This is a genomic window from Corticimicrobacter populi (assembly GCF_003123725.1).
In the GTDB taxonomy this organism is placed as follows: Bacteria; Pseudomonadota; Gammaproteobacteria; order Burkholderiales; family Burkholderiaceae_B; genus Corticimicrobacter; species Corticimicrobacter populi.
Window position 1 is genome coordinate 222,379 of sequence record NZ_QETA01000005.1, and the last position, 18,555, is coordinate 240,933.

17 protein-coding genes, 1 tRNA gene and 1 riboswitch are annotated in these 18,555 nt (G+C 62.2%); of the genes, 10 read left to right on the forward strand and 8 right to left on the reverse strand.

The window, feature by feature from the left end; genetic code table 11:
• The first annotated feature begins 70 nt into the window (after positions 1–70).
• The 6 genes from bfr (at position 71) to DD235_RS12835 (ending at position 3,607) form a co-directional block, all read left to right on the forward strand.
• The gene (bfr, locus tag DD235_RS12810) at positions 71–544 is read left to right on the forward strand and encodes a bacterioferritin (protein ID WP_109062486.1); all 474 of its coding nucleotides are present in this window, start codon (positions 71–73) and stop codon (positions 542–544) included.
• A gap of 40 nt (positions 545–584) precedes the next feature.
• Positions 585–659, forward strand: a tRNA-Arg gene (locus DD235_RS12815).
• A 156-nt stretch (positions 660–815) separates the two neighbouring features.
• Positions 816–1,076: a hypothetical protein gene (locus DD235_RS12820; RefSeq protein WP_162300493.1), complete on the forward strand. Its 261-nt coding sequence runs from the start codon at positions 816–818 to the stop codon at positions 1,074–1,076.
• A 107-nt stretch (positions 1,077–1,183) separates the two neighbouring features.
• Complete coding sequence (locus DD235_RS12825) at positions 1,184–1,483, forward strand: PepSY domain-containing protein (protein WP_109062487.1); 300 nt, start codon at positions 1,184–1,186, stop codon at positions 1,481–1,483.
• Positions 1,484–1,497: 14 nt separating this feature from the next.
• A complete protein-coding gene (locus tag DD235_RS12830; protein ID WP_109062488.1) occupies positions 1,498–2,166 on the forward strand; it encodes a response regulator transcription factor in 669 nt (222 codons plus the stop codon).
• Entirely contained in the window at positions 2,156–3,607 is a 1,452-nt protein-coding gene (locus DD235_RS12835) for a sensor histidine kinase (protein ID WP_239990140.1), read from the forward strand. The genes DD235_RS12830 and DD235_RS12835 overlap by 11 nt, the downstream gene beginning before the upstream one ends.
• Here the strand turns inward: DD235_RS12835 and DD235_RS12840 are convergent.
• Positions 3,552–4,286, reverse strand: coding sequence for a sulfite exporter TauE/SafE family protein (locus DD235_RS12840; protein WP_239990141.1), 735 nt, complete (start codon positions 4,284–4,286; stop codon positions 3,552–3,554). The two genes, DD235_RS12835 and DD235_RS12840, sit on opposite strands and share 56 nt — an antisense overlap.
• Positions 4,287–4,447: 161 nt before the next feature.
• Here DD235_RS12840 and DD235_RS12845 point away from each other — a divergent pair, with 161 nt between their 5' ends.
• Positions 4,448–5,344 carry a LysR family transcriptional regulator gene (locus DD235_RS12845; RefSeq protein ID WP_109062549.1) on the forward strand — a complete coding sequence of 299 codons (897 nt, stop codon included), beginning with the start codon at positions 4,448–4,450 and terminating at the stop codon, positions 5,342–5,344.
• Here DD235_RS12845 and gshA read toward each other — a convergent pair.
• On the reverse strand, positions 5,302–6,885 hold the full coding sequence (gene gshA / locus DD235_RS12850) for a glutamate--cysteine ligase (protein WP_109062490.1): 1,584 nt from the start codon (positions 6,883–6,885) through the stop codon (positions 5,302–5,304). The genes DD235_RS12845 and gshA overlap by 43 nt on opposite strands.
• Positions 6,886–6,918: 33 nt before the next feature.
• On the reverse strand, positions 6,919–7,131 hold the full coding sequence (locus tag DD235_RS16880; RefSeq protein ID WP_420810466.1) for a helix-turn-helix domain-containing protein: 213 nt from the start codon (positions 7,129–7,131) through the stop codon (positions 6,919–6,921).
• Positions 7,132–7,514: 383 nt separating this feature from the next.
• Positions 7,515–7,593: riboswitch (SAM riboswitch) on the forward strand.
• Here DD235_RS16880 and metX point away from each other — a divergent pair.
• The 3 genes from metX to DD235_RS12870 all read left to right on the forward strand — a co-directional run bounded on the left by metX (position 7,583) and on the right by DD235_RS12870 (position 10,789).
• Positions 7,583–8,848, forward strand: coding sequence for a homoserine O-succinyltransferase MetX (metX, locus tag DD235_RS12860; RefSeq protein ID WP_109062491.1), 1,266 nt, complete (start codon positions 7,583–7,585; stop codon positions 8,846–8,848). It overlaps the preceding riboswitch by 11 nt.
• 91 nt (positions 8,849–8,939) lie before the next feature.
• Entirely contained in the window at positions 8,940–9,557 is a 618-nt protein-coding gene (gene metW, locus DD235_RS12865) for a methionine biosynthesis protein MetW (protein WP_239990147.1), read from the forward strand.
• The gene (locus DD235_RS12870) at positions 9,554–10,789 is read left to right on the forward strand and encodes a muropeptide transporter (RefSeq protein WP_162300494.1); all 1,236 of its coding nucleotides are present in this window, start codon (positions 9,554–9,556) and stop codon (positions 10,787–10,789) included. Before metW ends, DD235_RS12870 begins: the two co-directional genes overlap by 4 nt.
• On the opposite strand, the gene DD235_RS12875 is transcribed toward DD235_RS12870, so the two are convergent.
• The 5 genes from DD235_RS12875 to DD235_RS12895 all read right to left on the reverse strand — a co-directional run bounded on the left by DD235_RS12875 (position 10,768) and on the right by DD235_RS12895 (position 18,455).
• Positions 10,768–11,646 carry a universal stress protein gene (locus DD235_RS12875; protein ID WP_109062493.1) on the reverse strand — a complete coding sequence of 293 codons (879 nt, stop codon included), beginning with the start codon at positions 11,644–11,646 and terminating at the stop codon, positions 10,768–10,770. The genes DD235_RS12870 and DD235_RS12875 overlap by 22 nt on opposite strands.
• Before the next feature lie 19 nt (positions 11,647–11,665).
• Complete coding sequence (locus DD235_RS12880) at positions 11,666–14,440, reverse strand: HAD-IC family P-type ATPase (protein ID WP_109062494.1); 2,775 nt, start codon at positions 14,438–14,440, stop codon at positions 11,666–11,668.
• 96 nt (positions 14,441–14,536) lie between these two features.
• Positions 14,537–15,880, reverse strand: a complete 1,344-nt coding sequence (gdhA, locus tag DD235_RS12885) for an NADP-specific glutamate dehydrogenase (protein WP_109062495.1) — start codon at positions 15,878–15,880, stop codon at positions 14,537–14,539.
• Positions 15,881–16,122: 242 nt separating this feature from the next.
• Positions 16,123–16,926: an exodeoxyribonuclease III gene (locus tag DD235_RS12890; protein WP_109062496.1), complete on the reverse strand. Its 804-nt coding sequence runs from the start codon at positions 16,924–16,926 to the stop codon at positions 16,123–16,125.
• A gap of 89 nt (positions 16,927–17,015) precedes the next feature.
• The gene (locus tag DD235_RS12895; RefSeq protein WP_109062497.1) at positions 17,016–18,455 is read right to left on the reverse strand and encodes a catalase; all 1,440 of its coding nucleotides are present in this window, start codon (positions 18,453–18,455) and stop codon (positions 17,016–17,018) included.
• Positions 18,456–18,555: the final 100 nt, after the last annotated feature.

The following is an 18,555-nucleotide window of genomic DNA, read 5'->3' on the forward strand; positions in this document are numbered from 1 at the left end:
ATAGCCTGCGTATATGGTCCGCGCCGCTGCCAGGCGTCGTGGCGTTCAAACACGGCACAGGAGCGATATCATGCAAGGCGACAAAAAGGTCATTCAACTCTTGAACCAGCAGCTCAAGAATGAGCTGACGGCCATCAACCAGTATTTCCTGCATGCGCGGATGCTCAACCACTGGGGTTTCGACCGGCTTGGCAAGCACGAATACAAAGAGTCCATCGAGGAAATGAAGCACGCCGACAAGCTGATCGAGCGGATCTTCGTGCTCGATGGCCTGCCCAACCTGCAGGACTTGCACAAGCTGCGCATCGGCGAAGACGTGCCCGAAATCCTGTCCTGTGACCTGGCGCTCGAGACCATTTCCCAGGCCACGCTCAAGGAAGGCATCGCGCACTGCGAATCCGTGCAGGACTACGTATCGCGTGACCTGCTGCAGAAACTGCTGGATGAGACCGAGGAACATATCGACTGGCTCGAGACCCAGATCGATCTGGTCGGCGCGGTGGGCCTGGCGAACTATCTGCAGAGTCAGATCGGCGACGAGTGATATCCACTACGGTCCAAAACCGGGTACAATGCTCGGCTACGCGACCGTAGTTCAATGGATAGAATTAGAGTTTCCGAAGCTCTCGATACAGGTTCGATTCCTGTCGGTCGCGCCAGAACATCACCGAGGCAATCGCCTCGGGCACAGACCCGCTGCATGCCGCGCATGAGCGGGTCTTTGTTTTTCTTGATGATCGGCGCAGGGGATTCGGGCCGAGCCGGATCGTGAATCTGCTATAAAAACGGCTGACGTCTCTTTTTCAGGATGGTGCATGTCCGTTCAAGTCTTTGGCCGTCGTGCGGTGGCCTTGTCGTTGGTGGTGCTGGTTTCCGGTTGTTCAGTGATTGATCTGGGTGGCAGCAGTAGCCATAGTGGCAGCAGCGCTGACACGCGCACCGAGTGCCAGCGCAATCCCGGTCCCTGCATGTACGAGGGGCCCTACGAGGTCGGTGAGCGAGACTACGCCGAAGAAGAGGCTCGCCGCCTGAACCGGGCCGAATACGAGCGGTTGTTGCGCAGCGCAGGCAAGTAGCCCGGTTGGCGGTCCATTCATTCTGCATTCATCCAGTCTGTCGTATAACGCCGGCTGGAGGTGTATCGATGAGATCAAGCGGAAAGCGAATATCGTACGGTGGCGTGATGGCCGCGCTGTGCTGTGGCCTGATGGTACTGGTTGCCGGGCCGGTGGCGGCAGGCGATGATGATCACGAGATTGCACGGCGCGCCCTTGAGGCGGGTGAGGTGCTGCCCCTGCGTACGGTGCTTGATATCGTGGAAAAACAGTATCCGGGACAGGTCGTGGAGGTCGAGTTCGAGCACGACGATGGTGAATTCCAATACGAGATCAAGGTGCTGCAGCAAGGTGGGCGGCTGGTCAAGCTGGACCTTGATGCGCGTACCGGCGAGATCGTCGAGGCCAAGAGCAGACGGCGCGACTGACGACGGAGGCAGGCATGCGTATCCTGGTGGTGGAAGATGAGCCGACCCTGGCCGGTCAGCTTGGGCAGGCACTGCGGGCGGCCGGATATACCGTCGATATGGCAGGCAATGGCGGGGATGCCCATTATCTGGGGACCGTCGAATCGTTCGATGCCGTTCTACTGGATCTCGGCCTGCCGGTGATGGATGGCCTCAGCGTGTTGCGGCGCTGGCGGGCCGAGGGGCGCAGCATGCCCGTATTGATCCTGACGGCGCGCGACAACTGGTATGAAAAAGTCGCCGGCATCGATGCGGGGGCGGACGACTACCTCACCAAGCCATTTCACATGGAAGAGCTGCTGGCGCGCCTGCGAGCGTTGATCCGACGGGTCGGGGGGCATGCCAGTGCGCAGTGGCGCTGTGGTGCCATCGTGATGGATACGGCAGCAGCCCGGGTCACGGTCGAGGATCAGCCGCTGGTGCTGACCAGCCATGAATACAAGGTGCTGACCATCCTGATGCAGCATGCCGGCGAAGTGATTTCCCGAACCACGCTGAGCGAGCATATCTATGCACAGGATGCCGACCGGGACTCCAACACCATCGACGTGTTCATCGCACGCTTGCGCAAGAAACTGCCTGCCGGGACGATCGAGACTGTGCGCGGCATGGGTTACAGACTGGTGATTGCCGATGCGGCCTGATGCCATGGAGGGGCAGGACAATGGCGTGCAGAGTGCCCCGTCCCTGCGATGGCGCCTGCTGGCCGGTGCGGTCGCCTGGATACTGGTGTCGGTGGCGTTTGCCGGCTGGGGGCTGAACTATCTGTTTACCCAGCATGCAACCCGACAGTTCCAGGGTGAGCTGGCCGTACACCTCAATCAATTGACGGCGGCATTCCGGCTTGACGAGACCGGCCGCGCCGACTTGTCCATGTCATTGAGCGATCCTCGGCTGCAGCAGCCGCTTTCCGGGCTGTATTGGCAGATTGATCGGGTATCGGCCGAAGGCGCGACGTTGCAGGCCGGCGTGCTGCGCTCCCGTTCGACCTGGGATCAGATGTTGCCGGCTCCACCGGACAATGCGGGTGGCGAACTGGACGGGGATGTTTTCTACGAGACAGGTTCCGGTGCCCTGCCTGCACTGGGGTTGCTGGCCCGTACCGTCGAGGTCGGCGAGAACCTGCAGCCAGATATCCGCTGGCGGCTGATCATGGCCTCGGATCGCAGCAACCTGACCGGGCCGGTGGCACACTTCACGGGCATGATGATCATTGCGCTGGGCATGCTGGCACTGGGCATGGCGGTCGCTGCCGTCATCCTGGTGTTGGGCGGATTGCGCCCACTGGATATGCTGCGTCGTCGCCTGGCTGATGTCCGAGCCGGCCATGTGGTGCATATTCAGGGCCGTTTTCCCAGCGAGATCCAGCCGCTGGTGGATGAGTTCAATGGGGTGCTGGCAACCAATGCCGAAATCGTCCAGCGGGCTCGCACGCAGGCCGGCAATCTGGCGCATGCCGTCAAGACACCCTTGACGGTGCTGGAGAATGCCGCACATGCACAGGACAGTCCGTTTGCCCGGCTGGTGGCCGAGCAGACCGATGCGGCCCGGCGTCAGATCGACTGGCATCTGGCACGGGCGCGGGTAGCGGCAGCCATGCAGGCGGGCGGCATGCGTACCCCGCTGGCCCCGGTGCTGCAGGCGCTGGCGCGAACCATGCGCCGCCTTCATGCGGACCGGCAACTGGATATCGAGGTGTCGGTGCCGGATGAACTGATCGCCTTTTGTGGTGAAGAACAGGATCTGCACGAAATGCTGGGCAACCTGCTGGACAATGCCAGCAAATGGGCTGCGGGTCGGGTACGGGTGTCGGGATATCGGCAGGAAAACTGGCTGATACTGCACGTCGATGACGATGGCCCAGGGTTGCGCCAGGAGGATCGCCAGGCAGTTTTCCAGCGTGGTGTTCGTCTGGATGAACGCGTGCCCGGATCGGGGCTGGGACTGCACATTGTCTTCGAAATGGTCGAACTCTATCAGGGCAGTGTCGTTGCCCTGGCTTCCCCGCTGGGCGGGCTGCGCATCGAACTCAGGCTGCCGGGAGATTGGACCAGACCATGTAGGCCCCCAGCAGTATCAGGCTGAGCATGAAACAGCGCCGGAACACGGCAGGTGACAACAGGCTCCGCAGATGCTGGCCTGCCGACATGCCGACCAGCGCCGGCAACAGCATCAGCAGGGAATGCCCCAGCGTGGTGAGCGGATAGCGCCCGTTCAGGTAGAGTCCGAGGCCCAGCGCCAGTGTCGAGACAGTAAACGAGATGCCCATCGCCTGGATCAGGCCGTCGCGTCCGAGACGCAGGCTTTGCAGGTAGGGCACGGCAGGAATGACGAAGACGCCTGTTGCCGCTGTAATGAGGCCCGTGACCAGCCCGACCAGTGGTCCAGCCCAGCGTTCTGCGGAGGCGGGCAGCGATGGCTGCAGCCCTGCCAGTCCCCAGGCGGCATAAATCACCAATGTGGCCCCCAGTGCCAGCGCTGCCCAGGTGCCGGCAGGCGCACCCAGCAGCCAGGCACCTGCCAGCGTGCCGGCGCAGACGGCAATCTGCATCGGCATCAGGCGACGTAGCAACGGAGGTACTGTAGACCAGGGACGCAACTGCCAGACATTGGTGACCAGTGAGGGCAGGACCAGCAAGGCGGCAGCCTGCGCCGGCGGCATGGCCAGGGCCAGCAGGCCCATGGAGATGGTGGGCAGGCCCAGGCCGACCACGCCCTTGACGATCCCCGCCATGAAAAAGATGGCGGCGGCGAGTGTCAACATGAAAAGCATATCGGGCGAGATGGACATGGCAGGCAACCGGCAGGAATGTGATGTTCATGATTCTGGCTTGCCGGACGCTGCCTGAAAATGCGTAAAAAACGTAGTCAGGCTCAGTTTCTACCTGAGGCTGATAGGGCTGTTGGCATGGTATGGTCATGCTCATGAACATCGACCTGACAGATCTGAGGTTGTTCCTGCATATCGACGAGGCCGGCTCCATCACGGCAGGGGCTCAGCGGGCCTGCATGACGCTGGCATCCGCCAGCGAGCGCGTACGCGGCATGGAAGCATCCGTGGGAGCGGCCCTGTTGCTGCGCGGCCGACGCGGCGTGATGCCGACCGAGGCGGGGCGCGCCTTGTTGCATCATGCCCGAGAGGTCATCCGCCAGATGGATTTGCTGGCGGACGACCTGGGTGAGTATGGGGAGGGTCGCAAGGGGATGGTACGCGTGCTGTGCAATACCTCCGCACTGAGCGAGCATCTGCCTGTGATGCTCAGTCGATTCCTGGCAACCCATCCCGGCATTTCCGTCGATCTCGAAGAGCGGGCCAGCCATGAGATCGCGGCTGCGGTTCGCAGCCAGGCCTGTGATCTCGGTGTCCTGTCCGATCTGGTCGATCTGTCAGGCCTGTCGGTCTGGCCCATTGCCCCGGATCCGCTGACACTGGTCGTGCCTGCGGGGCATGACTGGGCTGCACGGACATCCGTGTCACTGCATGAGGTGATGGCAGCGGAGTTCGTCGGGCTGGCGGGAGAGAGCGCATTGCAGCGCCATATCGTCCGTCAGGCACGCATGCTGGGGGGCGCGTTGCGCTTCCGGCTGCGAGTCGGCAGTCTGGATATGGTGTGCCGCATGGTAGGGCAGGGCATTGGCGTCGGCATCGTGCCGAAGGCAGTGGCACAGCGTTGTCGCCGTACCGCCGGGATCCGTTGCGTGCGGCTGGTCGATGCCTGGGCCGACAGGTCACTGGTGCTGTGTGCCCGTGACCTGTCGATCCTGCCGCTGTATGTGCGTCAACTGGCCGAGGTGGTGGCACCCGGCAGTGCCCGTTCGTAGCGCGCGACGTATTCGTCGAATGTCCCGGTATCGGCGCGTTCCAGTTCAACCTGTGCATCCAGCGATGTCAGTGCCATGGCCCGGTATTGGGCGTCGAGTCCGGCCGGCAGCGGCTGTGCCCGCAGGGTATCGGCATGTCGGTGACTCAGCTCCAGCGCATGCTGGTGCAGCGAAATGCCGCGTTGCTGCAAGTCATTGAGCACGCGTGCCGAAGGCGTCAGGTCTACCCGGTCGATCTTGGCGCGTTGCTGGGCCACGGCATTTGCATGATGCGTGCCGCCGTTGGCTGCGTCCAGGCGTTGGGCGCACAGCAGGATGCCATCCAACAGTTGATGCCCCCAGTCTGTCAGTGCAATGCTTTCCCCGTTGCGCTCCAGCATCAGGCCGGGGCGGCGACCGGCCTCGACCACTGCCTTGAAGTTGTCGGCACTGGTCTGGCAGAAGCCCGCGGGGCCGCAATGCGGACTGTCGAGGAGGGCGCAGTACAGCAGGAATGCATCCAGGAAATGGCTGGTGGTGGCACCGATACCCAGTGGCTCGTAGGGATCAAGATCCAGGCAGCGCACTTCGATGTACTGGATGCCCCGTTCGGACAGCGCCGTGAGCGGACGCTCGCCGCGTGCGGCGGTCTGCTTGGGGCGGATGGCCGAGTAGTATTCGTTCTCGATCTGCAGGATGTACGTGTTGAGCTGTATCCATTCGCCATCGCGATGCGTACCGATGGCCTCGTAGGCCGGCCAGGGCTCGGTCACTGCTTCGCGCAGGCGGGCAATGAAGGTGTCGAGATCGTTGTAGCAGGGCTTGAGCCTGGACTGGGCTTCGTTCTGGTAGCCCAGGTCGCTCATGCGCAGACTGGTGGCGTGCGGCAGGAACCAGGTGTCGCGGTCCAGGCGCTGCAGGTGGTGGGGGCGACCCTCCAGAAAACAGCTCGAGGCGGCAGGTGAGGCACCGAAGAGATACATCAGCAGCCAGCTGTAGCGGCTGAAATTGCGGATCAGCGCGATGTAGGCGCTGGAACGACGGGACTTGGACGTGTCGCCAGCGTAGCCCAGTGTGTCCCAGAAGGTCTCGGGCAGCGAAAAATTGTAGTGCAGCCCGGCAATGCACTGCATGACCTTGCCATAGCGTTCAGCCAGCCCCCGACGATAGACATGCTTGAGCATGCCGCTGTGCGACGTGCCATACCAGGCAATCGGGATCTGTGCCTCACCCGGCAGGCCGGCGGGCATAGAATGGGCCCAGAGCAGCTCGGTGCCCAGGTTCTGCTGAACATAGCGGTGCGTGGCACCCAGTTCGTCGAACAGGGCGTCGGTACTGCCGTGGACGCCGGTGATCAGTTCGAGCAGGGCTTCCGAATAGTCGGTGGTGATGCGGGGGTGCGTCAGCGCCGACCCCAGGCTGGTTGCATGTGGCGTCATGGCCAGTTGGCCGATGCCGTCGGTGCGCAGGCCTTCTCGTTCGATACCGCGCTGGATGCCGGTCAGCAGAGCCGGGTGGGCGTCCAGGCTTTCCAGCCGGCGGTGTAGGGTGTCAGCAGTCACAGTCGTATTCTTCGGTCATTTGATCGCTCGATTTTACTCGACCAGCCGCCTGCGGATGGCGCAGGCAACGGCAGCAGTGCGGTTGGCTGCATTGAGTTTTGTGCAGGCGCTCTGGATATGGTAGTCGACGGTGCGCTGGCTCATCTGCAGGATGCGGGAGGTTTCCCAGCTTGTCTTGCCTTGTGCGATCCAGTTCAGGCAATCGAGTTCACGAGGGGAAAGTGGCTTCTTGATGTCCAGGGGCACGATAGGGCTCTCTTTTTGGAGTGGGCAGCAGGGGGCTGCTGCGGTTGTGATTTTTTGAAAGACTATAACGAGACCTGACAGATCGATTCTTGAAAATGATATGCATATCGCTTCATCACGTTACCGATATCCGTCTGCAGAATTGCCGCAGACAGAAGGCGCTATCGATTCATGAGAAAGGTACTGAATCTTTGATCTGGAAAGAGAAAATTTCACAGTATCGGTGGTCGCCTGGATGATGTCATATGTGTTTCATTGTGTGATTTTTACTGGGGTGGAAGTTGCTTTTTGTAGCACATCGGAGCCGGGCAGATCCGGTCTGCAATGGCCGGCGGGCAGCAAGGGCATTGGCCTGGCGGCGTGTGCTGATGCTAGAATATTTGCCACATTCCGGCGCCGATTTGCCTGATCCGCTTGCGGGCGCCCCATAAATCCAGCTAAAGAGGTCCGTATGACCACACCTGCACTGCTCCCCGATCATGGAGCGACGACTTCACTCGTTGATACCTGCCGCGTCCCTGCTGCACCTGCCATCGGTTCTGCCGGTGTCGTGACCCCCGAACGTATCGCTTTTGACGAGCCGTTGCGGCTTGCCAGCGGGCAGGTTCTGCCTGCCTATGAACTGGTGGTCGAGACCTACGGCCAGCTCAACGAGGCCCGCACCAACGCCGTTCTGGTCTGCCATGCCCTGAATGCCTCCCACCACGTGGCGGGGATTGCCGTCGATGATCCCAAGGATATCGGCTGGTGGGACAACATGGTCGGGCCCGGCAAGCCGCTGGATACGGACCGATTTTTTGTCATTGGCGTCAATAACCTGGGATCCTGCTTCGGTTCCACCGGGCCGACCAGCATCAATCCGGCTACGGGTCGTCCCTGGGGAGCCGATTTTCCCGTCCTGACCGTCGAGGACTGGGTACATGCCCAGGCCCGCGTTGCCGACTATTTCGGCATCCAGCAGTTTGCCGCCGTGATGGGCGGTTCGCTGGGGGGCATGCAGGCCCTGAGCTGGGCCGTGACCTGCCCGGAGCGGGTGCGGCATTGCATCGTGATTGCCAGTACGCCGCGATTGTCGGCGCAGAACATTGGCTTCAACGAAGTGGCCCGGCGGGCCATCATCACCGATCCGGATTTCCACGGTGGTCATTATTACGCGCACGACAGCGTGCCGGGGCGCGGCCTGTCCGTGGCCCGCATGATCGGCCACATCACCTACCTGTCCGACGATGACATGGCGCGCAAGTTCGGTCGCAACCAGCGGGCGGCAGAGGAGCGCAATGGTGATTATCGCTATGGCTACGATGTCGAATTCGAGGTCGAATCCTACCTGCGCTACCAGGGCGAAAAATTCTCCCGGTATTTCGATGCCAATACTTACCTGCTGATTACGCGCGCGCTGGATTATTTCGATCCAGCCCGAACCACGGGCGGGGATCTTGCCCGTGCGTTGCAGCCGGCCCAGGCTGGTTTCCTGTTGGTTTCGTTTACGACCGACTGGCGTTTTCCGCCCGAGCGTTCACAGGAAATCGTGCGTGCCCTGCTCAAGAACGGCCACCCCGTGACCTACGCTGAAATCGATGCGCCTCATGGTCATGATGCCTTCCTGCTTGATGATGCGCGTTACCATGCTGTGGTGGCCGGCTATTATGATCGCATTGCCCTGGAACTCGGTCTGCCGGCGCGGGTCAGGGCAGGAGAACCCCGTGCAGCAACCTGATTTCTCGCCCGCAGCACTCCGCGAAGGTGCTGCCTCCCCGGACAGGACCCCGTTGGCATCCAGCGTGGCCGAAGGTCAGGGGCCGGACACCATCCAGCGCGTTCCGCTGTTGCGTGCCGATCTGTCGCGGATCGCGGGCTGGATCGAACCGGGCAGCAAGGTGCTCGACCTGGGGTGTGGTGATGGTGCTCTGCTGGCCTATCTGCGTGATGTGCGGCGGGTGCAGGGCACAGGTATCGAGATCAATGATGGTTGCATGATTGCCTGTGTCCGGCGTGGTGTGCGTGTGCTGCAGCAGAATCTGGAGCAGGGACTGGCCCTGTTCGATGACCAGCAGTTCGACACGGTCGTGCTGTCGCAGACGCTGCAGTCGATGCATCATACCGAGCACATCCTGCGCGAAATGGGCCGGGTCGCGCGCTACGGTATCGTTTCGTTCCCGAACTTCGGCTACTGGCCGCACGTTTGGTCGATCTTCAGGGGGCGCATGCCGGTGACGGGGCAGATGCCCTACCAATGGTATGACACGCCCAACATTCACCTGTGCACGCTGCGCGATTTCGAGGATCTGGCACGTACGCTGGGCTTTACCATCCTGGAGCGGGCAACCTTCAACGGGCGGCATGAAACCCGCCTGTTGCCGCAGTGGCGCAGTACCCTGGCCGTGTACCGCTTCATGTCTCCCTTCAAGACGGCGGACGGCGCGTGATCTATTTTCGCCGCAATGTCTGGCCGCTCCTGCCGCTGGGCTTTGCCAGCGGGCTGCCGCTGGCCCTGACTGGCGGTACGTTGCAGGCGTGGGCCACGGTCGAAAATGTTTCCCTGCAGGAAATCGGTTTCCTGACCCTGATCGGCTCGGCCTATACCCTCAAGTTCCTGTGGGCACCTCTACTGGACCGCTATCGCCTGCCCTGGCTGGGGCGGCGGCGTGGCTGGATTTTCATGAGCCAGTTGCTGCTGATCGCCGGTCTGATGCTGATGGGCATGCTGTCGCCGGCCTCGTCGCTGTGGCCCCTGGCCTTGCTGGCCACGGTGGTTGTCTTCGTATCGGCGACCCAGGACATTGCCTACGATGCCTATCGCGTCGATATTCTCAAGAAAGAAGAGCGAGGAGCGGGTGCGGCCCTGTCCGTGATGGGCTATCGGCTCGGCATGCTGGCCTCGGGCGGGCTTGCGCTGGTGCTGGCGGATCGCTGGCTGGGCTGGAACAACACCTATTTCCTGATGGGCGGACTGATGCTGATTGGTGCCCTGGCGGCGCTGGTGGCACCCGAGCCGGAGCGGGTCGAGTCCGCGCCCCGGACGCTGCGGGCGGCGGTGATTGAACCGTTTCGCGAGTTCTTCAGCCGCCGCGAGGCCTGGGCATTGCTATTGCTGATCGTGCTCTACAAGCTGGGTGACGCCTTTGCCGGCGCACTGTCGACCACCTTCCTGATTCGTGGTGGCGGCTATGGTCCGGCGGAAGTGGGCATGGTCAACAAGGTCCTGGGCCTGGCAGCCACCATCGTGGGTGCCTTGGCGGGAGGGGCGCTGATGGCGCGCCTGCGGCTGTATCGCGCGCTGATGCTGTTCGGTATTCTGCAGGCCCTGTCCAATCTGGGTTATTGGGTCGTGGCCGTGGCACCCAAGAATATCTGGATCATGGGCGCGGCGGTGGGTTTCGAGAACCTGTGCGGTGGGCTGGGAACAGCGGCGTTCGTGGCGTTGTGCCTGGGGCTGTGTGATGCCCGCTTCGCAGCCACGCAGTTTGCGCTGTTGTCGGCGCTGTCGGCGGTGGGCCGTACCTATCTGGCGGGCCCTCTGACGCCGGTGCTTGTAGGATGGTGGGGCTGGCCGGGATTTTTCCTGGCGACCGTGCTGATCTCCGTGCCGGGCCTGGCGCTGCTGTACCGGCGGCGCCAGGATATCGACAGGATTGATCAGGCCGCTGCAGCTGGCTGACGTACCACCAGTACGTCGCAGGGCAACGACTCGAGCAGGCTGTCGGCCACGCTGCCGATCGACGTGCGCAGAATGCCGGTCAGGCCGTGCGTGCCGGCAATGACCAGCTCGGTATCATCATCATCGAATGCGCGGGCCGACAGCAGTGTTTCCGGCTGGCCATATTCAACTTCTACCTTGTTGCCGGCCTCGGTGCCGGGCAGGCTGGCGACGAAGGCCTGGGCCTGCTCCTGCGCTGCCTTGCGAAAGCCTTCGACCTGTTGCGCATGCGTTTCGCCGGTGCTGCTGGCGGGCGCATTGAAGGCATGGAACAGTGTGATATCGACGCCGGGCAGCCAGGGACGTGCTGCAGACAGTGCGTGGCGTGAGCCATCGGAGAAATCCGTGGCCAGCAGTGCATTGCGGTAGGCTCCATGTGGCTTGTTGCGCACGACCAGCACGGGGATGGTGGCGGTGCGAACCAGTTTTTCCACTGTGGTGCCCAGAATCAGCCGGCCCAGGGTTTCATCGCGGGCAATCCCGGTGACGATCAGGCCGCAGCCGTGGCTCTGTGCCGTTTCGATGATGGATTCGACGGCCTTGCCGGCCTTGACGACGACTTCCAGGTCGATTTTCGTGCCGGCCAGATCCTTGCGAAGTCGGCGGGTGGCGACCTCCTGGTGATTGGCGTTGACGCGCCGCCATGAGGGAATGGTCAGTTGTGCCAGGGCGCTGGGTTCCTGGACGTGCAGGACGACCAGACGGGCACCCCGCTGTCCGGCCAGTTGCACGGCGCGATCCAGGGCGCGGTCGCAACGGGCGCTCAGGTCGGTTGCCAGGAGAATGGAGGGAATGGCCTGTGTGGACGTGGACGACATTGAAGTTCTCCGTATGGATTCAGGAAGCAAAGCGTGAGGCGATTTTTTTCTCCGCCTCCAGGATCAGGAACAGGACGAGTGCAACCATCATAATCGCGAACCAGTCGGCAAGCGACAGCGGCACGGTCTGGAATGCGGTGTTCATCCAGGGCAGGTAGGTGAACGCGGCCTGCAGCAGCGTGATGGCCAGCAGCGCGGCCAGCGTGGCCCGGGTGCCGAGCAGTTGTCGCCAGTCGAGATGCGGTTGATGCAGGCCACGTACCGAAAACAGGTAGGCGATTTCCATGCCGACGATCACGTTGACGACCAGTGTGCGCCAGTGTTCGGTGGTATAGCCGTGATGGTCGGCATAGGCGGTCATGGCCAGGCCACCCATCAGGAAAAAGACAGAGACCAGGATGATGCGCCAGATCAGCGGCCGTGACAGCAGCGGCGCATTGGCCGGGCGCGGCGGGCGTCGCATGACGTCGGGGGCCGAAGGCTCGAAGGCCAGCACCAGGCCGAGCGTTGCCGTGGTGGCGAGGTTGATCCACAGGATCTGCGCCGGGGTCATGGGCAGGGTGTAGCCAAGCAGCAATGCCAGGATCAGGAACAGGACCTCGCCGCCGTTGGTGGGCAGTGTCCAGGCAATCACCTTGCGGATATTGTCGTAGACCGTACGTCCTTCATGGACGGCGGCAGCGATCGAGGCAAAATTGTCGTCCGCCAGCACGATGCGAGAAGCCTCCTTGGCGGCCTCCGTGCCTTTGTTGCCCATGGCGACACCGACGTCGGCCTGCTTGAGTGCGGGCGCATCATTGACGCCGTCGCCGGTCATGGCGACCACGGCACCCTGCGACTGCAAGGCCCGGACGATACGCAGCTTGTGTTCGGGGCTGGTGCGCGCAAAAACCGTCGTGGCCATGGCGCGTGCGGGCAGTTCGGCGTCGGCGATGCCGTCGAGGTCGGCTCCCGTCAGCACGGTGGGCTGTGCTCCCAGCCCAAGCTGGCGTGCGATGGCGGCAGCCGTGAGGGCGTGGTCGCCGGTAATCATCTTGACGCGGATGCCCGCAGTGGTGCATTCGGCGATGGCACGTATTGCCTCGGGGCGCGGCGGGTCGATCAGGCTGGCCAGGCCGAGAAAGGTCAGGGTGTCGCCCGGATGTTCGCTGGTGAAATGATCTTTGGCAGGATTGGCGGCCCGTACTGCAAAGCCGAGCACGCGCTCTCCCTGGTCGGCGGCAGCCGTGATGGCTGCCAGCCAGGCATCGGTGTCCAGTGGGGCCAGCGTGCCATCATGGGCCATCTGTTGCACGCAGCATTGCAGCAGTTGCTCCGGGGCTCCCTTGACGTAGACGAAGCGTTGGCCGTCCGGCAGGTGCCAGTGTGGTGCCAGGTCGGGGCGCATGATGTGCAAGGATGCCATTATGCGCTTTTCCGGATTGAAGGGAATCTGGTCCTGTTCGGGCCAGGCATTGCGCAGCGTGTCCGGATCGATACCGGCCTTCAGGGAGGCTGCCAGCAGGGCACCTTCCATGGGGTCGCCCTCGACCTGCCATTCTCCTTGCCGGCAACGCAGGCGAGCCGTGTTGCAGAGGGTGGCGGCGTGCAGCAGGTGTCGCATGCCGGCCGGCCAGCCGCCTGACGCTTCGCTGGTGTGGGCCATGGCAGTTCCTGGCTGGCCACAGCAGTCTTCGCGCAATTGGCCCGTCGGTGCGTAGCCACTGCCCTCTACATGATAGAGCCGGTCGCACATCTGCAGGCGGCGCACGGTCATTTCGTTGCAGGTCAGGGTGCCGGTCTTGTCGGAGCAAATGATGGACGTGGCACCGAGGATCTCGACAGCCGGCAGGTTGCGGACGATGGCGTTGCGCGTGGCCATGCGCCGTACGCCGATTGCCAGCGTAATGGTCATCACCGCAGGCAGGCCTTCGGGCACGATCGATGCTGCCAGGCTGACCACGGCCAGCAGGGCATCGGACCAGGCATATTCGCGCACGAACACGGCAAACAGCATCAGGACCAGCCCGCCACCCAGCACCAGTCCGGTAAACCGCTGGCTGAAGCGATTCACCTGTCTCAACAGTGGCGTCTGCAGCATGTCGACCGAGGCCAGCAGGCTGTTGATGCGGCCGATTTCGGTGGCCTGTCCCGTGGCAGTGACCATGCCGCGGGCCTGGCCTGCCAGCACCAGCGAACCGGAATGCGCCATGCAGGTACGATCGCCGGGCAGACAGTCGAGGGGGGCTGCGGCCGTGTTCTTTTCGCTGGCGAGGGATTCGCCGGTCAGGATGGATTCGTCGATGAGCAGGTGGCGTGCCTGCAGCAGACGCATGTCGGCAGGCACGCGGTCGCCGGCCTCGAGCAGGACGATGTCGCCGGGCACCAGATCGGCTGCGGGTACGGTCAGTATGGAGCCTGCCCGCAGAACCTGGGCATGCGGGGCGAGCATGTCGCGCAGAGCATGGAGTGCCTGCTCGGCCCGTCCTTCCTGCAGGAAACCGACGATGGCGTTGACGACCAGCACGGCCAGGATCACGCCGGTATCGATCCAGTGTTGAAGGAACGCCGTGACCAGCGCAGCGGCCAGCATCAGGTAGATGATGCTGTTCTGGAACTGAGCCAGCAGCCTGCGCCAGGCAGGTCGCCTGCTTGTTGCGGGCAGCGTGTTCGGGCCGAAGCGCTGCAGGCGCTGTGCCGCTTCTTTTTGTGACAGCCCCAGGGGGGCGCTGTCCAGCAAGGAGCAGACGGTGTCGGGGTCTAGATGATGCCAGTCAGATGGGGGTGTGCTGGAGTCGGATACTGCTGCTTTCAAACGGCTTGCTCCTCAAAACGGGGGCTTTGAGTGGATTGGGCTGTCCGCAAGCTTACATTATCCTGACTCCGAGTGGGGATTTATGCCCGAGAAAGATTACACGATACCCTGGGCCAGCATGGAATCCGCAACCTTCACGAAGCCGGCGATATTGGCACCGTTGAGATAGTTGACCGTGCCATCGGGTTGGCTGCCGTAGCGCAGGCATGACTCATGGATGCTGTGCATGATGCCGCGCAGGCGCTGGTCGACTTCATCGCGTGCCCAGGACAGGCGGATGGCGTTCTGGCTCATTTCAAGGCCGGATACGGCCACGCCGCCGGCATTGCTGGCTTTTCCGGGAGCGTACAGCACGCCGGCGTGGATGAAGGCTTCGGCCGCTTCCAGGGTGGAGGGCATATTGGCACCTTCGGCCACGCACTGGACACCGTTGGCGATCAGGGTGCGCGCGTCGTCGAGATCCAGCTCGTTCTGGGTTGCGCAGGGCAGTGCGATATCGACCGGGACATGCCAGGGCCGCTTGCCCGCTTCGTAGCGCAAGCCATGTTCGCGTGCATAGTCTTCGATGCGGCCTCGCGTCTCGTTTTTCACGTGCATCAGGGCTGCCAGCTTTTCGGGGGTGAAACCGGCTTCGTCGACGACGGTACCGGCCGAGTCGGATGCGGTCACGACGATTGCACCCAGTTCCAGCGCTTTTTCGATGGCGTATTGAGCGACGTTGCCCGAACCGGAAACGGAGACGCGCTTGCCTTCAAGGCTCTGGCCGTTGCGTGCCAGCATTTCGCGCACGAAATAGACCGTGCCGTAGCCGGTGGCTTCGGGGCGGATGAGACTGCCACCGAAGGCCGGGTCCTTGCCGGTGAATACGCTGGCAGCGGAATTGGAAAGTTTCTTGTACATGCCGGCCATGAAGCCGACCTCACGGCCGCCGACGCCGATATCGCCCGCAGGTACATCGGTATCCGGGCCGAGGTGGCGGAACAGTTCAGTGGCGAGTGCCTGGCAAAAGCGCATGACTTCGGCATCCGACTTGCCCTTGGGATCGAAGTCGGAACCGCCCTTGCCGCCGCCCATCGGCAACGTGGTCAGGGCATTCTTGAAAGTCTGCTCGAAAGCGAGGAACTTGAGGATGGACAGGTTGACCGAAGGGTGAAAGCGCATGCCGCCCTTGAAGGGACCGATGGCCGAGCTGTGCTGGATGCGGAAGGCGCGATTGACGCGGGCCTGGCCCTTGTCATCAACCCAGGAGACGCGGAACTGGATGACGCGTTCGGGTTCTACCAGTCTTTCGAGCAGCGCATGGCGGGCATAACGCGGATTGGCCTGGATGAACGGCCACAGGCTGCCGACGACCTCGCGTACGGCCTGCAGGAATTCCGGTTGATGGGGGTCCCGCGCGGCAACATATTGCAGGAATCCGTCCAGCGTCTGCTCGTTCAAAATCTTCTCCAGTATCTGACAGCGATTGCGTGATTTGCACCTGTGCGGTGCGGCACCTTGATGGTGCGGCACATCATTGGTGCAAAAATTCTACGAGCAAAATGCCTGTCGTGATCTGGATGACCGTTCAATATAAATTTGGGGACATATTGAAATCCCTGTAGATGTTGGGTTTGTTAATGGGGACGCAAGGGAGTGAATGACTGGAATAGTCGTGCGACGCTTCCTCTCCGTCCCTATTTTCAGGCGCTGAAACCGTGCCAATCGTAATCAATGATCAATGGTGCATGGTCGGAAAACCGCTCATCCTTGTAGATGGCGCAGTGCCGCGCCAGGGCAGCGATGCCTGGCGTGGCGATCTGGTAGTCGATGCGCCAGCCGACATTGTTTGCCCAGGCCTGGCCGCGGTTGCTCCACCAGGTATAGGCGGCGTCGGTCGCCTCGGGATGCAGGCTGCGGTAGACGTCCACGAAGCCTCGCTGGTCGAAGACGGTGCTCAGCCAGGCGCGCTCTTCGGGCAGGAATCCTGAGTTCTTGCGGTTGCCACGCCAGTTCTTGAGGTCGATTTCATGATGGGCGATATTCCAGTCACCGCAGATCACGAACTCGCGTCCGGTGTCGCGATGCTCGGTAGCCAGCGCATCCAGCCAGGGGCCGAAATGATCCAGGAAGCGGTACTTGGCCTGCTGCCGTTCGTCGCCGCTGGAGCCGGAGGGCAGATAGGCACTGATCACCGACAGTCCCGGCCAGTCGGCGCGGATGATCCGCCCTTCGGTGTCGAACTCTTCGCAGCCCATGCCATCGAGCACCCGTTCGGCAGGCCGGCGCAGATAGAGGCCCACGCCGCTGTAGCCTTTTTTCTCGGCCGAAAAGAAATGGCCGGTGTAGTCCAGCGGGGTACGCATGTCATCGGTCAGGTCGGCATCCTGTGCCTTGAGCTCCTGCAGGCAGACGATGTCGGCCTGTTGCTGTGCCAGCCAGGGTTGCAGACCCTTGCGGAAAGCGGAGCGGATGCCATTGAGATTGAGCGAGATGATGCGTAGCAAGAGGGACTCCTGTGGTATGGGATGGCCGTCATGAAAAGGGGCACCCGGCAGTTGCGGCCGGGTGCCCCGCCTGTGGTCAGGAGTCGAGTTTACGCTGTCTTGAGCGCCTGGCGCACGCCTGCAGCGTAGGCCGGATCAATCTGCTCGAAGTGTGCGAGAGCCTGGTCGATGATCTCCTGGGGCACGCCGCCGATATGGCGGGCGATATTGCCGAACAGCTGTTGCTGCTGCTCGTCCGACATCAGGCGGAACAGGGCGCGTGGCTGGCTGTAGTAATCGCTGTCCTCGCGGTGATCGTAGCGCATGGCGGCACCGTCGAGCGCCAGCGACGGCTCTGCGACAGAGGGATCCTCGGCAAAGGCACCGAACCGGTTGGGCTGGTAGTTGACCTTGCCGCCCAGGTTGCCATCGGTGCGCATGGCACCGTCGCGATGGAAGCTGGCGAACGGGCAGCGAGGGGCATTGACCGGAATCTGATGGTGGTTGATCCCCAGGCGATAACGCTGGGTGTCGCCATACGAGAAAATCCGGCCCTGCAGCATCCTGTCAGGCGAAAAACTGATGCCAGGCACGACGTTGGCGGGCGTGAAGGCGGCCTGCTCCACTTCGGCAAAGTAGTTCTCGGGATTGCGGTTCAGCTCGAGCATGCCGACTTCGATGAGCGGGTAGTCGGCATGGGGCCAGACCTTGGTCAGGTCGAACGGATTGATGGCATAGTCGGCCGCGTCCTTTTCGGGCATGACCTGCACGCAGACGCGCCAGCGCGGGAAGTTGCTGGCCTCGATCTGGTAGAAAAGATCGCGCTGCGCCGATTCGCGGTCGCCGGAGACGATCTTGGCGGCTTCCTGATCGGTCAGGGTAGCAATGCCCTGCTGGCTCTTGAAATGGAATTTGACCCAGAAGCGTTCGCCGGCAGCATTGAGGAAGCTGTAGGTATGGCTGCCAAAACCGTGCATCTGGCGGTAATTGAGCGGCAGGCCGCGGTCGGACATCAGGATAGTGACTTGATGCAGCGACTCGGGATGGCGTACCCAGAAATCCCAGGCAGCCGTGTTGTTGCGCAGGTTGGTCTGGGGGTCGCGTTTCTGGGTATGGATGAAGTCCGGAAATTTCAGCGGGTCACGGATGAAGAAGACCGGCGTATTGTTGCCGACTACGTCCCAGTTGCCTTCGTCGGTATAGAACTTGAGCGCGAAACCACGCACATCGCGCTCGGCATCTGCTGCCCCGCGTTCGCCGGCGACGGTCGAGAAGCGCAAGAACACCGGGGTTTCCTTGCCGATTTCGGCAAAGATGGCGGCCTTGCTATAACAGGAGATATCCTTGGTCACGGTAAAGGTACCGTAGGCACCGGAGCCCTTGGCATGGACCACGCGCTCGGGGATGCGTTCGCGGTCGAAGTGTGCCAGCTTTTCGAGCAGCCAGAAGTCCTGCATGAGGGCCGGGCCGCGAGGGCCGGCTGTCTGGGTGTTCTGGTTGTCGGCAATCGGATGGCCGTTGGCGGCGGTCAACGTGTCTTTGTTCTGCATGGCAACACTCCTTCAATAGGGTTGTGTGATGGTTACTCGCTATTCATAGAGAAGATTAATTGATCTTTGTTGATTGATCAAATTTATATATGTGATGATT

Bases quoted from the DNA above. Each gene is read 5' to 3' on its own strand.
- bfr (WP_109062486.1), top strand. From the start codon at position 71: ATGCAAGGCGACAAAAAGGTCATTCAACTCTTGAACCAGCAGCTCAAG.
- DD235_RS12820 (WP_162300493.1), top strand. From the start codon at position 816: ATGTCCGTTCAAGTCTTTGGCCGTCGTGCGGTGGCCTTGTCGTTGGTG.
- DD235_RS12825 (WP_109062487.1), top strand. From the start codon at position 1,184: ATGGCCGCGCTGTGCTGTGGCCTGATGGTACTGGTTGCCGGGCCGGTG.
- DD235_RS12830 (WP_109062488.1), top strand. From the start codon at position 1,498: ATGCGTATCCTGGTGGTGGAAGATGAGCCGACCCTGGCCGGTCAGCTT.
- DD235_RS12835 (WP_239990140.1), top strand. From the start codon at position 2,156: ATGCGGCCTGATGCCATGGAGGGGCAGGACAATGGCGTGCAGAGTGCC.
- DD235_RS12840 (WP_239990141.1), bottom strand. From the start codon at position 4,286: ATGTTGACACTCGCCGCCGCCATCTTTTTCATGGCGGGGATCGTCAAG.
- DD235_RS12845 (WP_109062549.1), top strand. From the start codon at position 4,448: ATGAACATCGACCTGACAGATCTGAGGTTGTTCCTGCATATCGACGAG.
- metX (WP_109062491.1), top strand. From the start codon at position 7,583: ATGACCACACCTGCACTGCTCCCCGATCATGGAGCGACGACTTCACTC.
- DD235_RS12875 (WP_109062493.1), bottom strand. From the start codon at position 11,646: ATGTCGTCCACGTCCACACAGGCCATTCCCTCCATTCTCCTGGCAACC.
- DD235_RS12895 (WP_109062497.1), bottom strand. From the start codon at position 18,455: ATGCAGAACAAAGACACGTTGACCGCCGCCAACGGCCATCCGATTGCC.